The 13538-nt window shown below is 71.1% G+C and carries 12 protein-coding genes; 1 reads left to right on the top strand and 11 read right to left on the bottom strand.

Annotated features, from left to right (window positions below):
* Positions 1–4: 4 nt before the first annotated feature.
* Positions 5–802, bottom strand: a complete 798-nt coding sequence (locus BM109_RS27880) for a LuxR C-terminal-related transcriptional regulator (RefSeq protein ID WP_093350109.1) — start codon at positions 800–802, stop codon at positions 5–7.
* Between the two features lie 209 nt (positions 803–1011).
* Here BM109_RS27880 and gmd point away from each other — a divergent pair, with 209 nt between their 5' ends.
* Positions 1012–2052, top strand: a complete 1041-nt coding sequence (gene gmd / locus BM109_RS27875; protein ID WP_093350106.1) for a GDP-mannose 4,6-dehydratase — start codon at positions 1012–1014, stop codon at positions 2050–2052.
* A 13-nt stretch (positions 2053–2065) separates the two neighbouring features.
* Here the strand turns inward: gmd and BM109_RS27870 are convergent, their stop codons facing one another.
* The 10 genes from BM109_RS27870 to BM109_RS27825 are packed head-to-tail and all read right to left on the bottom strand — an operon-like array spanning position 2066 to position 13491.
* Complete coding sequence (locus tag BM109_RS27870; RefSeq protein ID WP_093350103.1) at positions 2066–3598, bottom strand: mannose-1-phosphate guanylyltransferase/mannose-6-phosphate isomerase; 1533 nt, start codon at positions 3596–3598, stop codon at positions 2066–2068.
* Between the two features lie 47 nt (positions 3599–3645).
* Positions 3646–4431, bottom strand: a complete 786-nt coding sequence (locus BM109_RS27865; RefSeq protein WP_093350099.1) for a response regulator transcription factor — start codon at positions 4429–4431, stop codon at positions 3646–3648.
* On the bottom strand, positions 4404–5534 hold the full coding sequence (galE, locus tag BM109_RS27860) for a UDP-glucose 4-epimerase GalE (RefSeq protein ID WP_093350096.1): 1131 nt from the start codon (positions 5532–5534) through the stop codon (positions 4404–4406). Before galE ends, BM109_RS27865 begins: the two co-directional genes overlap by 28 nt.
* Positions 5531–6802 (bottom strand): glycosyltransferase WbuB, encoded by a 1272-nt coding sequence (locus BM109_RS27855; protein WP_093350093.1) that lies wholly within the window; start codon positions 6800–6802, stop codon positions 5531–5533. Before BM109_RS27855 ends, galE begins: the two co-directional genes overlap by 4 nt.
* Positions 6799–8109, bottom strand: coding sequence for a lipopolysaccharide biosynthesis protein (locus tag BM109_RS27850; protein WP_093350090.1), 1311 nt, complete (start codon positions 8107–8109; stop codon positions 6799–6801). The genes BM109_RS27855 and BM109_RS27850 overlap by 4 nt, the downstream gene beginning before the upstream one ends.
* Before the next feature lie 22 nt (positions 8110–8131).
* Positions 8132–9064, bottom strand: coding sequence for a hypothetical protein (locus BM109_RS27845; protein WP_093350087.1), 933 nt, complete (start codon positions 9062–9064; stop codon positions 8132–8134).
* A gap of 32 nt (positions 9065–9096) precedes the next feature.
* Entirely contained in the window at positions 9097–10071 is a 975-nt protein-coding gene (locus BM109_RS27840) for a hypothetical protein (protein ID WP_093350084.1), read from the bottom strand.
* Positions 10068–11147 (bottom strand): glycosyltransferase, encoded by a 1080-nt coding sequence (locus tag BM109_RS27835; RefSeq protein WP_093350199.1) that lies wholly within the window; start codon positions 11145–11147, stop codon positions 10068–10070. The genes BM109_RS27840 and BM109_RS27835 overlap by 4 nt, the downstream gene beginning before the upstream one ends.
* Before the next feature lie 8 nt (positions 11148–11155).
* On the bottom strand, positions 11156–12475 hold the full coding sequence (locus BM109_RS27830) for a hypothetical protein (protein WP_093350082.1): 1320 nt from the start codon (positions 12473–12475) through the stop codon (positions 11156–11158).
* Positions 12476–12513: 38 nt separating this feature from the next.
* Entirely contained in the window at positions 12514–13491 is a 978-nt protein-coding gene (locus BM109_RS27825) for a GDP-L-fucose synthase family protein (protein WP_093350079.1), read from the bottom strand.
* Between the last annotated feature and the right edge of the window lie 47 nt (positions 13492–13538).

Genomic DNA, 13538 nt, shown 5'->3' with positions numbered 1-13538 from the left:
CGGCTCACAGCAGCCCGGTCAGGGTCGCGCGGCTCACGGCCTGCGCGCGCGAATGCACGTTGAGCTTCTTGTAGATGTTCTTCATGTGGGCATTGACGGTCTGCATCGAGATGCCGAGACCTAGGCTCACGGTGCGTGTCGCCTGGCCGCGTGCCACGCAGTCGAGCACCTCGCGCTCCCGCGTCGTCAGCACGATGTCCAGCGGATGGGCGTCGGGCGTGGGCCGCTCGACCGAATGCCGCCCCATGCGCGCCAGCAGCCGCCGCGACAGCCTGGGCGTGATGGCCGCGCCGCCATTGACCACCTGCAGCACGGCCTGCGCGAAGCTCTGCTGCCACGCGTTCTTCAGCAGGTAGCCCGTGGCGCCGACCTCGAAGGCACGCAGCACGTGGGCGTCGTCCTCGAGCGCGGAGACCACGATGATCTCGCAGTGGCTCTGCTGCTTGCGCGCATCGCGGATCAGTTCGAAGCCCGAGCCGTCGGCCAGGCGCAGGTCGAGCATCAGCACGTCGAACTCTTCCGACGCGAGCAGGCGCCGCGCGTCGCGTGCGCTGCCGGCCTGGCCCTGAAGCCGGATGCGCATGTCCGACAGCAGCTCCTGCGCGATGACGCGGCGCATGCCCTCGTCGCCGTCCACCAGCAGCACGCGCACGGGGGCGTCGTCCTGCCCGGTCATGAAATGCGGCCATTGCGGCTCGCCGGGCCGGCAGACCCCGGTCCCGTCACGGGTGCGGTAGCGGGTGATGCGGCCGCCGTCGAGCCTGGCGAACGTCTCGGAATCGGACGATGTTTCGTCTGTCATGAGTAACTCCCTTGTGTCAAAGCGACCTGAATGTTTTATGGGGTCGCGGAATCCACGAATGGAGTACTTTCTAATTGCTTTGAATGTAGGCCAGGGCGCTGTCGATACCGCAAGCGAGGGGTGATGGGTACGTAGTCGAAAGGCCCAAGTTGCCCACCGCGACGGCGGAACTCCTGTACGCTGCATCACGAGTCAACCAAGGAACCGTGATGAAGAAGAAGACCGCGATCGTCACGGGCATCAGTGGCCAGGACGGCGCCTATCTGGCGCAACTGCTGCTGGCCAAGGGCTATGTGGTCCATGGCACCTACCGCCGCACCAGCTCGGTCAATTTCTGGCGCATCCAGGAGCTCGGCATCCAGGACCATCCCGATCTGCATCTGGTCGAGTACGACCTCACCGACCAGGGAAGCTCGCTCAGCCTGGTTCAGCAGACCGAGCCCGACGAGATCTACAACCTCGCGGCGCAAAGCTTCGTCGGCGTCAGCTTCAACCAGCCGGTGGCTACGGCGCACATCACCGGCATCGGGGCGCTGCACCTGCTCGAGGCGATCCGCCTCATCGACCGGCGGATCCGCTTCTACCAGGCATCGACCTCCGAGATGTTCGGCAAGGTGCAGGCCGTGCCCCAGGTCGAGGGCACGCCGTTCTATCCGCGCAGCCCCTACGGCGTGGCCAAGCTCTATGCGCACTGGATGACCGTCAACTACCGCGAGAGCTACGGCATCTTCGGCAGCTGCGGCATCCTCTTCAATCACGAAAGCCCGCTGCGCGGGCGCGAGTTCGTGACGCGCAAGATCACCGACGCCGTGGCCCGGATCAAGCTCGGCAAGCTCGAGGTGCTGGAGCTGGGGAATCTCAATGCGCAGCGCGACTGGGGCTTCGCGCAGGAGTACGTGGAGGGCATGTGGCGCATGCTGCAGACGAGCGAGCCCGATACCTACGTGCTGGCGACGAACCGTGCCGTGACCGTGCGCGACTTCGTTCGCCTGGCGTTCCGGGGCGCGGGGATCGAGGTGGAATTCAGGGGCGTCGACGAGGCCGAGACCGCCGTCGACACGGCGACCGGCAGGACGGTGCTGCGCGTGAACCCGAAATTCCACCGCCCCGCCGAGGTCGACCTGCTGATCGGCGACCCCAGCAAGGCCAGGGACCAGCTGGGATGGGCGCCCACGACCACGCTCGAGCAGCTCTGCCAGATGATGGTGGACGCCGACCTGCGGCGCAACGAGGCCGGCTTCTCGTTCTGAGCGCCGCGTCGCCTCAGGCGGGCTGCGCTTCGGGCAGGGGACGCGGGCTGTTCCACTCCACCGTCGGCGTCGCGACGGCGCCTTCGCCAGCGATCGACAGCAGCGCCTGGTTCTGCGCATCGCCGCGATCCGCCACGATGCCGCAGCGCCCGTAGCTGTCGTCGAAACGCACGATGTCGTCCTCGCCGAGATAGCTGCCGGTCTGCACCTCGATCACCTCCAGCGTCGTCTTGCCCGGGTTCTCGAGCCGATGCACGCAGCCCAGTGGCAGGTAAATCGATTCGTTCTCGCGCACCAGCCTGACCTTCCCGTCGCAGGTGGTCTTGGCCGTGCCCTGCACCACGATCCAGTGCTCCGAGCGGTGGTGATGCATCTGCAGCGACAGCTTGGCGCCGGGCTTGACCGTGATGTGCTTGACCTGGAAGCGCTCGCCGTTGTCGATGCTGTCGTACGCGCCCCAGGGCCGCACCGTGCGCCGGTGCTCGGTGGCCTCGGGACGGCCCTCGAGCGCCAGCATGCGCACCACCTCCGCGACCTGCTCCACGCAGCCCGCGCTCGCGACCAGCAGCGCATCGGGCGTGTCCACGATGATCAGGTCCTCGGTGCCCAGCGCCACCACCGGGCGGTGCGGCGCATGGATGAAGGTGTTGCGCGCGCGCAGGCTGCGGCCCTTGCCGCTCGTGCGGTTGCCGGCCTCGTCCGCGGGATGCAGGGTCGCGACCGCGTTCCAGCTGCCCACGTCGCTCCATGCGCCCTCGAAGCGCACCATCGCGATGTCGGGGTGCTTCTCGAGCACCGCGTAGTCGATGCTCTCGCTGCGGCAGGCCTGGAAGGCCTCGGCGCCGAGGCGGCGGAAGCTGCCGTCGATCGACGAAGTCGCGAGCGCGCGCTCGCAGGCGAGCAGCACGTCGGGCGCATGCGCGCGCAGGGCCGCGACCAGCGTGCCGGCGCGCACGAGGAAGATGCCCGCGTTCCAGCAGAAGCCGCCGTGCGCGAGCAGCGCCGCCGCCACCTCGGCCTGGGGCTTCTCGAGGAAGCGCGCCACTGCGTGGCTGCGGCCGTCGGCCGAGGCGGCCCCCACCTCGATGTAGCCGTAGGCTGTGCTCGCGAAGGTCGGCGCCACGCCGAAGGTCACGATGCGACCGGCGCGCGCGGCCTCGACGCCGGCGTGCACGGTGCTCGCGAACAGCTCGGCATCGGGGATGTGATGGTCGGCGGGCGCGAACAGCAGCAGCTCGTCGGCCCCGGCCTGCAGCGCCGCCACCGCCATCGCGGCCGCGGTGTTGCGCCCCACGGGCTCGAGGATCTGGCACCCGCCGACGCGGGCGGCATCCACCGTCTCGCGCACCAGGAAGCGGTGTTCCTCCGCGGCGATGCAGGTGATCTCGCCATGCAGGCCGCGCAGGCGCTCCAGCGTGAGCTGCAGCAGGCTCTTGCCGCCCACCAGCGGCGCGAACTGCTTGGGCAATGCCTTGCGCGACAGCGGCCACAGGCGCGTGCCGCTGCCGCCGCACAGCACGACGGGATGGATGATGGAAGTGGTCATGGGGTGTCCGATGAAAGAAAAAGGAGGAGAAGAGGAAGGGCGGCGGCTCAGAGCTGGCCGGTGTGCGTCGCGAAGCTCACGGCCTGCGCGCGCGAATGCACCTGCAGCTTCTTGTAGATGTTCTTGATGTGGGCATTGACGGTCTGGCCCGAGATGCCGAGCCGTTCGCTGATCTCCTTGGAGACGCAGCCGCGCGCCACGCAGCGCAGCACCTCGCGCTCGCGCGTGGTCAGCGTGGCCTCGCGCTGCGGCGCGTCGGGCGGTGGATCGCCGGCCTGCTGGCTCAGGCGCGCGAGCAGGCGGCGCGACAGCCGCGGCGTGATCGCCGCGCCGCCGTTGACCACCTGCAGCACGGCCTGCGCGAAGCTCTGCAGCCAGGCGTTCTTCAGCAGGTAGCCGGTGGCGCCGAGCTCGAAGGCGCGCATCACGTGGGCATCGTCCTCGAGCGCCGAGACCACGATGATCTCGCAGTAGCTGTGCTGCTTGCGCGCCTCGCGGATCAGGTCGAAGCCGGTGCCGTCGCCCAGGTGCAGGTCGAGCATCAGCACGTCGAACTCCTGCGTCGCCAGCAGGCGCCGCCCCTCGCGCACGCTGCCGGCCTGCGCCTGCAGCTGGATGCGCATGTCCGACAGCAGCTCCTGCGCGATCACGCGCCGCATGAACTCGTCGTCGTCCACCAGCAGCACGCGCACCGGTGCGTTCTCCTGCCCGGTCAGGAAGTGCGGCCACTGCGGCTCGGCCGGCGGGCAGACGCCCGTGGTGTAGCTCGCGCGGCGCGCGAAGGTCCGGCCGGACTCCGGCGTCTCTAGAGAGGAAGGAACGGTATCGGACATGAAGGGATCCCTGGTTGAGTGGAAGGCGTTCTGGGTAGCGGGAGCGGTGGGGGTGGCGGCGGCGGCGCGGCCTCGTCGAAGCCGTGCGGATTGCCGACCTGCCAGCGCCAGCTGTCGGCGCACATGTCGTCGAGGCTGCGGCGCGCGCGCCAGCCGAAGCGGGCCTGGGCGCTGCCCGCGTCGGCCCAGTAGGCCGGCGCGTCGCCGGGGCGCCGCGGCCCCAGGCGCAGCGCGATCGCGCGGCCGCTGGCGCGCTCGAAGGCCGAGACCACCTCGAGCACCGAGGCGCCGCGCCCCGTGCCGAGGTTGGCCATCAGGATCCCCGGCTCGCGCGTCACGTGGCGCAGCGCGGCCACATGGCCCTCGGCCACGTCCATCACGTGCACGTAGTCGCGCACGCCGGTGCCGTCGGCGGTGTCGTAGTCGGTGCCGTGCACCACGAGGTGGGCGCGCGTGCCCACCGCCACCTGCGAGATGTAGGGCATGAGGTTGTTGGGGCGGCCGTTCGGGTGCTCGCCGATCAGGCCGCTCTCGTGCGCGCCCACGGGATTGAAGAAGCGCAGGCAGGCGATGCCCCAGCGCGCGTCGGCGTGCGCCAGGTCGAGCAGCACGGTCTCCACCATGGCCTTGGTGCGGCCGTAGGGATTGACGGCGGCGTGCGGCGCGCTCTCGGGGATCGGCGAGCGCGCCGTGTCGCCGTACACCGTGGCCGAGGACGAGAACACCAGCCGGCGCACGCCGGCGCGGTCCATGGCGCGCACCAGCGCCAGCGTGCCCGCCACGTTGACCTCGTAGTAGCCGAGCGGGTCGTCCACCGAATCGCCGACCGCCTTCAGCCCCGCCAGGTGCAGCACCGCGCCGAAGGCATGCGCGGCGAACACCCGCTCGAGTGCCGCGGCATCGCGTACGTCGGCGCGCACCAGGAGCGGTGCCACGCCCGTGATGGCCGCGATCCGCTCCAGCGAGCGCGCGCTGCTGTTGACCAGCGTGTCGAGCACCACCGGCAGGTAGCCGGCCGCGATCAGCGCCACGCAGGCGTGGCTGCCGATGAAGCCCGCGCCACCGGTCACGAGGATTTTGGGAGGGGAGAAGGCGGCGTTCATGGCGATGCGGGCTGCTCGCTGCGGTTCGCGAGGCAGCGCAGCAGCTCGGCCTCGAGGCGCCGGAAGATCGCGTCCTGGTCCAGCTCGGCCTCGGCGAAGGCGCGGCCGGCCGCGCCCAGGGCCTCGCGCCGCGAACGGCAGGCCGCGAGCTGCGCGATCGCGTCGGCGAGCGCGCGCGCGTCGCCCGGCGGCACCACCACGCCGCGGCCCGTCACGGCGCGGCCGAGCTCGGTGTCGGGATGCGCGGTCACGATCACGGCCCGCCCACTCGCGAGCATGCCGGTCAGCTTCGAGGGCATCACCAGGTCGGCGGCGTCGGCGCGTTGCGGCAGCACGTGGATGTCGGCGCTGCCGAGCAGCTCGTCGAGCCGCTCGGCCGGCTGCAGGTCGAGGAAGTGCACGTGGCGCAGCCGCAGGCAGGCATCCATCAGCGCCGCGCGGCTCGGCCCGTTGCCGCAGATGACGAAGTGCAGCGCCGGCGCATCGGCCAGCAGCGCGGCCGCCTCTGCCAGCAGCTCGATGCCCTGCTTGTGGCCCAGGCTGCCCGCGTAGAGCACCAGCACCGCGTCGGGCGCGATGCCGAGCGCGGCGCGGTAGCCGCCGGCGGGATTGGGTGCCTCGGGATCGCGCGGTGGGGCCGGCCGGATCGCACGCAGGTCGACGCCGTTCGGGAACAGCACCAACCGATCCGGCGCCACGCCCTTGTCAGCGGCCTTGGCGAGCATCGCGGCCGAGATCGTCGAGACGCGGTCGAAGCGGCCCATCAGCCAGCACTCGGCCGCCAGCGCCATGCGCCGCACGCGGCCGCCGCGCACCAGGCCCAGGCCGAAGGCCGCGTCCACCTCGTAGTCCTGGATATGCAGCCACGATTTGCAGCGAAACAGCTTCGACAGCAGCAGCACGCCGGGCGCGCAGAACAGCGGCGGCTCCACCACCATCACCACGTCGGGCCGCCAGCGCGCCTGTGCCAGCAGCAGCGGCAGGCTCGACAGCATGAACGACGCGAGGTGCGCGAGGCGGGCCAGGGTGCGCGGACGCGCGGGCACCCAGGTCGGCGCGCGCCAGACATCGACACCCTGCCAGTCGCCGCGGCGGTAGGCCCAGGCCGAATGGCCCTCGGCCACCTGCCACTGCGGAAAGAAGGGCGGCGCCGCGATCACGCGCACCGCGTGGCCCCTCGCGCTCAGCCAGCGCGCCATCTCGCCCGAGTACTTGCCCACGCCGGCCAGCTCGGGCGCGAAGTTCATCGAGTGCAGCAGGATCTTCATGGCCGGCTCCGCAACGCGCCGTGCGCCAGGCCGCGCGCCATGCGCACGATGGGATAGCTGCCGAACTCCAGCCGCATGCGCAGCTCGTAGAGCACGAAGTCGCTGACGCAGGCGAGCAGGAACACGTAGTGCGGCTGGCCCGGAAAGGCCCGGATCACCACGGCGTACGACAGCAGCCGCAGCGCCACCTCGAGCAGCGCCCAGCGCGCCAGCGAGGCCACCGGCACGCGCAGCGCGAGCAGCATCTCGTGGTGCACGGTGTAGGTGCGCAGCAGGAAGTAGGGCGCGATGCACAGGAAGATCTCGAGCGCCTCGCGGCCGACCTTCAGCAGCGGCGCGGCCAGCACGATCAGCGCGGCCAGCCCCGCGAACAGGCCGCAGCCCAGCAGGAAGGATTGCCGTGCGAGCTTGAACACCGAGGCATCGAGCGCCTCGGCGCTCGCCGTGCGCATCGCCGGGGTCTTGGTGTAGAGGAAGGCCTGCACGAACTGCGAGGGCGCCTCGGCCAGCAGGAACGCGAGCTTGAAGGCGCCCACATAGCCCAGCGGCATGAAGAAGGCCACCACCAGCAGGTCGGACTTGCGCAGCAGGAACAGCAGCAGCGAATAGACGGTCGCGCCGCCCTGGGCCGAGAGCGCCAAGGTGGCGGCCCCGCGTGGCGGCCGGCTGGCGCGGCCCGCGCGCACGATGGCCACGGCCACCAGCACGAAGGCGAACAGGTTGATGGCCAGCAGCTGCGGCACGTCCAGGGCGTCGCCCGCGTGGCCCAGCGCGGCGAGGCCCGCCACGCCCAGCACCAGGATGCTCGAGCGCAGGCCGGATTCGAGGTTCAGCAGCCCCGCGTGGCCGAGCCCGCGGCTGTAGGCGAGCCGCAGGCTGTTGAACGAGAAGACGGCGAGCGTGGCGGCGACCAGCACCAGCGCCGTGCCGGATGCGGGCACGCGCTGCAGCGCCAGCATGCCGAGCGCGAGCAGCAGCGCGATCGGCAGCCCGATCGCGAGCGTGCGCACCAGGTCGCCGCGCTGGATGCGCGGGCCCGGGCCGGCGGCGTGGCGCGAGAACAGCAGCGAACTGCCGAGCGTGCCGATCACCAGCGCCGCCTCGAGCACCGACTGGTAGATCGAGTAGGCACCGAAGCGCGCGGGTGCCACGTGGGCGGCCAGCAGGAAGACGGCGAGGAAGCCCGAGAGATAGACGTAGAAGCGCGACGCCAGCGCACCCAGCCCGTGCAGCGGCAGCGCGCGCAGCAGCCCGGCGGCGGGCAGGCTGCGCAGTGCGGGCGGCAGGCGGAGCGGTCGGATCGGCATGGTGGGTGTCGCGATCGGCGCGTTACTTCGAGGGCGGCAGGTCGGCGAGGCGATCCGCGGCGGGGGCGCGCCGCGCGAGCAGGCCCATGCCGAAGGCCCGGTTCTTGGCCCGGCGCGCGAACTGCAGCCCGTAGGTCAGCAGCGCGACCCGGCGCGTGCCGCCGCGCAGCGCATGCGCCATCGCCAGCTTCGCGCGGCCCTGGAAATGCAGGGCCAGCGCGTTCACCGTCTCGCCGGCCTGCGTCGTGAGGCAGGGCTGGCCGTCGCGGTAGGTCAGGTGCTTGGCGCCGCCCAAGAGCCGGAATTCGTCGGCGCGCAGGTTGTGGGCGCTGCTGATGTTGTGGTCGATCACGCAGCCGCCGAACACGCGGTTGATCGGCCGCGCATTGCCGCTCGCCTGGGCCCACAGATGCAGCAGCGTCATGTCCGATACGCCGCCGCGCTCGCCCCGGGCCGCGAAGCGCGCGGCGATCTCGCGCAGCGTCGCGCGCCCCGCGCGGCTGGTGTAGGTGTCGAGCACGAAGGCGACGAAGCCGGCCAGCCCCGCGGCGCTCCAGTAGCTCACGTGCGGCGATATCTGGCACGGGTCCCAGCCATCGAGGGGCTCGATGAACGAGCCCGAGAAGTCGGCCTCGCCGACCAGGCGACGCACATGCGCGCCGAGGCCGCGGAACAGCAGCACGTCGCTGTCGAGCAGCACGAACTCGCGGCATTCGGGCTGCGCCTCGAGGTGGGCGGCCAGCAGGAAGTAGCGCCGGAAGCAGATCTTCTCGAACGCGGGCGTGTTGCTCGACAGGTGCACGTAGCTGCGGCACAGGCGCTCATAGTCCGCGCCGGCCTCGGTGCCCGCGAGCACCAGCAGGTTCTCCCGCGCGCGGGCCGCCGATTCGCGGCACAGCGCCAGGGTCTTGTTCTGGCGGTCTTCCACCACGATGAAAAGAAGCGGTTGGGTCATGGTCGGCGAGGCCTGGGGCGGGAGCGGTGAATTCAGGGAGCGGGCGCCGTCGCGCTGCGCACCAGCGCGACATGCGCGGGCAGGAAACGGAAGTCGGCATTGAGCGGCAGGTCGAGCGTGAACAGCCCCTTGCGCGCGACCGCCTCGGCGATCCAGCCGCGCAGCTGGGCCGCGGCGAAGCGCGGCGCGGAGACGCGGCCCCACGAGGCGGCCAGCGGCGTCAGCACGTGGAACATCAGGTCCGAGGGCGGCGCGGCCAGCTGCGCGGGCGGGTCCATGAACTCGCCGGCCATCAGGTTCTGGCATGGCGCGGCCTTCAGGCTGAAACGTTGCGGCCCCTCGCCCGCGTTGAAGGCGAGCCAGCGGTCGCTCGCGCCGCTGCGGGCGGCGCCGCACAGCGCGTTCCAGTCGGAGGGCGTCATGTCGCGCGTGTTGTAGGTGCCGTCGAACCACCAGCCGCGCGCCAGCGTGCCGTAGCGCTGCGACCACTCGCCGATCACCTGCGACCAGCCCGCGATGAAGCGCGCGGGCGGCGGCTGCTGTTCCGAGACGTCGCCGAGGCAGCCCATCAGGTAGCGATCGTCCTGCGGCGCGCGAAACGGCAGGTACAGCACCATCGCGATGCCGCGGCGGCGCAGCGCGCGGCCGATCTCCAGCGGCAGGTCGCGCGGCGGGCGGTCGCGCGCGCTGGCCGGGCACAGCGCCTCGAGCGCGGCATTGGGCGCGATGTACTGGCCGCTGTTCTGCCCCAGCGTCAGCACCAGGTAGGAGGCGCGCATCTCGGCCAGCGTGGCCGCGAAGGCCTCGACGTCGAAGCGCGCCATGTCGGCGATCGAGCGGCGGTCGGGCAGGTAGTGGACCATCACGCCGAAGCCGGGCGGTGCCAGCGCGGGCCATTGCGCGGCGAGGCTCGGGTCCGCGGGAACGGTGGTTTGGGCGGTGGCCGTCGCGGCGAACAGCGTCGTCGCCACGATCCGCGCCAGGAACGAACGAAGCGTGCGGGTCACGGCAGTGCGGCCTCGAAGGAAGCGGCCGTGCGCTGCAGCCCGAGATAGCGCGCCGCCACCGCCGCGGGCGTGCAGGCCGACGCGTTCGCCCATGCCGGGCGTGCCTGCCGGTGCGCCGCGAGATGGCGCGCCAGCGCGTCCAGGTCGCAGCACCGCTCGTCGACGAGGAAGGCATAGCCGCCGAACAGCTCGCGGTGCACGGGGATGTCCGACAGCAGCAGCGGCACGCCCAGCGTCGCTGCCTCGGCGGCGGAGAGATTGAAGCCCTCGAAGCGCGACAGCGAGATGAAGGCCTGCGCGCCGCGGTAGAGGCCGATCAGCTCCTCGCGCGACACCAGCCCGCGGTGGCGCACGCAGCCGCGCAGCGAGGGCGTCTCGGCCGCCACCATGCGCGCCACCTCGGCCGCGCCGTTGCCCGTGATGTCGAGCCGGTCGACCAGCCCCGCGCGCTTCATGCGCTCGAACAGCCGCAAGGTGCCGCCGAAGTTCTTGTGCGGGTAGTAGTGGTAGGCCGCGATCAGGTAGCGCTCGCCCGTGGGCGCGGCCTCGGGTGGGGCCTGCATGGCGACCGCGTCGACCGGGTTGAAGATCACCGTCGAATGCGCGCAAGACCCGAAATGGCGCTCGAAGTCCTGCTGGCTGCTGCGGCTGATGAACACCACCTGCGCGAGGCTGCGCGCGAGCCGGCGCAGGTTCCAGTCGAGCCACAACCGCTTGGCGCGGCTGAAGTGCTCGGGATGCGCCTTGTACTGCAGGTCGTGCACGATCACGATCGCGTCGCGGTGCCGGCCGAACAGAGCGAAGGGCAGGAAGTAGTTCGGGAACAGCGAGCACAACTGTCGTTCCGCCCGCCAGGCATGCAGCTGGTGGAGGTTGTAGAGCAGCGTCTCGAGCACGAAGCGGCTGAGCCCGGTGCGGCGTGCCAGTTCGAACAGCCGCGGGTGCCGCTCGCTGGCCGAGGCGATCGCCTCGCCGGCCGACAGCCGCATGCTGCGCAGCAGCACCTCGCAGACGTTGAGCACGCCGCCGGCGCCTCGGTTGAGCCGCAGCGTGTCGTAGAAGAGATAGTCGGGCATCGTGGGGCTCATGCGTGGGTGGCGGGACGGGGTGCGAGCGCGCGGCGCGCGGGACCGAAGCCGGTGCACAGGGCACCGACCAGCAGCGCCGCGATCAGCCCCGAGGCCGCGAACGGACCCCAGCCCAGGATCGGCCCGCGCATGAACGGCACGTAGGCCGCGAGCAGCACCAGCGCCGCGAGATAGCCGCGCGAGAGCGGGCCGTGCGTGTCGATCGCGCGGTCGACCCGGCGGAACAGGCTCGAGAGCAGGAAGCCGAACACCAGCGGGCCCGGCAGGCCGAAGTCGAAGAAGACGGTGGCGAATTGCGCCAGCGACAGGTTGCTCTGCGAGAAGTTGCCGAGCACGGCGGGCCAGCCCAGCGGGTCGAAGTCGGGAAACAGCTTCATGTCGCGCGGCAGCACGAACGAGAAGCCCGACAGCAGGTAGCGGCCGAAGCCGAGATCGGGCGACGGTGCGCGCTCCAGCAGGCCGGCCACCACGTACATCGCATCGAAGTCGGGGCTGTAGGGAAAGGTCGCGAGCGACTCGCCCCACATGCTGCCGCGCGACAGCAGGTTGAACACCGGGCCCAGGCCCGCGATGGCGGCGAAGACCACGAAGGCCAGGGTCCAGCGCCGCGAGCGGCCGAGACCGTGGATCAACAGCGGCAGCAGGCCGATCAGCAGGATCTGGCGCGCGGTGTTGACCGGGTTCGCCGCGATGGCGGCCGCGGCGAGCGCCAGCGCGGCCAGGCACCAGGCAGTGGCCGTGCGCTGACGCAGTGCATGGATCGCCAGCGCGACGAAGCACATCAGCACCACCAGCTTGGGCAGCGTCGAGTAGACGATGAAGTCCAGCGGCGGGTTCTCGATCTCGCCGGGCAGGCCGCGCGCCACGAAGTTGAGGTCCGCGCGCGCCAGCAGCACCGCGAAGGCCGTGCCCAGCAGGCCCAGCAACAGCAGCGGGTGCGCCACGCCGGGCGCCGGCGCGGTGCCCGCGATGCCCGGGATGTGGCGCAACGGTGGATCGACGACGCCGAAGCGCGCCGCCTCCACGCCGGCCATGTACAGCAGCAGCAGCATCAGCGCCTGCGTGTGCGCCACCGTGCCGATCACGCCGGCTTCCCAGAAGCTCAGGTCCTGCGCGATCTGGATCGCCGGCGCGAGCGAGAAGTAGGTCAGCAGGGTGGTGTAGTGCACGAGCAGGAAGACGCTCGCGCCCGGGCCGCCGAGCAGCGCGAGCTGCAGCAGCGACAGCAGGAACACCGCTGCGTAGCCCCACACCGGGTCGAGCAGGCCGCACAGCATCGCCGCGGCGAGGCCGCACCAGAAGCACAGGATTCTCATGAGCGTCTCGCCGTTCGTTCGTTCGCGGGCGGCGGCGCTCAGGCCGGCGCCAGGGTCTCGACCGGCCGCACCGCGCGGCTGTAGTCGGCATAGGTGCGCCGCAGCCCGTCGGTCAGCGGCATCGTGGCGTGCCAGCCGATGCTGGCGGCGCGCGACACCTCGAGCAGCTTGCGCGGCGCGCCGTCGGGCTGCGAGGTGTCGAACTGGATCCGCCCGCGGTAGCCGACCACCTCGCGGATGTGCTCGGCCAGCTCGGCGATCGACAGGTCGTCCCCGGTGCCGAGGTTGATGTGGGCGCGCATCGGCTCGGTGTGCGTGTCGTAGACGGCGCGCGAGAGGTTCATCACCGCGATGCAGCCGTCGACCATGTCGTCGACGTAGAGGAACTCGCGGCGCGCGCGGCCCGTGCCCCAGATCAGCACGCTGGGCGCGGCGGTGGACTTGGCGAGGTGGAAGCGCCGGATCAGCGCCGGCACCACGTGGCTGTTCTCGAGGTGGTAGTTGTCGCCGGGCCCGTAGAGGTTGCTCGGCATCACGCTGCGGTAGTCGATGCCGTGCGAGGCGCCGTACTGCCGGTTGTAGCTCTCGCACAGCTTGATGCCGGCGATCTTGGCGATCGCGTAGGGCTCGTTGGTCGGCTCGAGCCGGCCGCCGAGCAGCGCCTCCTCGGCGATCGGCTGGTCGGCCAGGCGCGGGTAGATGCAGCTCGAGCCGAGGAACAGCAGCCGCGTGACGTTCGCGAGGAAAGCCTGGTGCGTCACGTTGGCCGCGATCATCAGGTTCTGGTAGATGAACTCGGCCGGGTAGCTCATGTTGGCGTGGATGCCGCCGACCTTGGCCGCGGCCAGGTAGACCTGGTCGATGCGTTCGCTCGCGAAGAAGCGGCGCACCGCCTCCTGGTCGAGCAGGTCGAGTGCCTCGCGGTCGCGCGTGACGACCTCGTGGCCCATGGCGCGCAGGCGCCTCGAAAGCGATTGGCCCACCATGCCGCGATGGCCTGCAACGTAGATACGCATAGGTTCTTTCGTGAAGTTCAAAATCCGGGATCGATGACTGCGGCGGC

Origin of the sequence: Variovorax sp. PDC80 (assembly GCF_900115375.1) — a bacterium.
GTDB lineage: Bacteria > Pseudomonadota > Gammaproteobacteria > Burkholderiales > Burkholderiaceae_C > Variovorax.
This window is presented reverse-complemented; position numbering and strand designations above follow the sequence as displayed.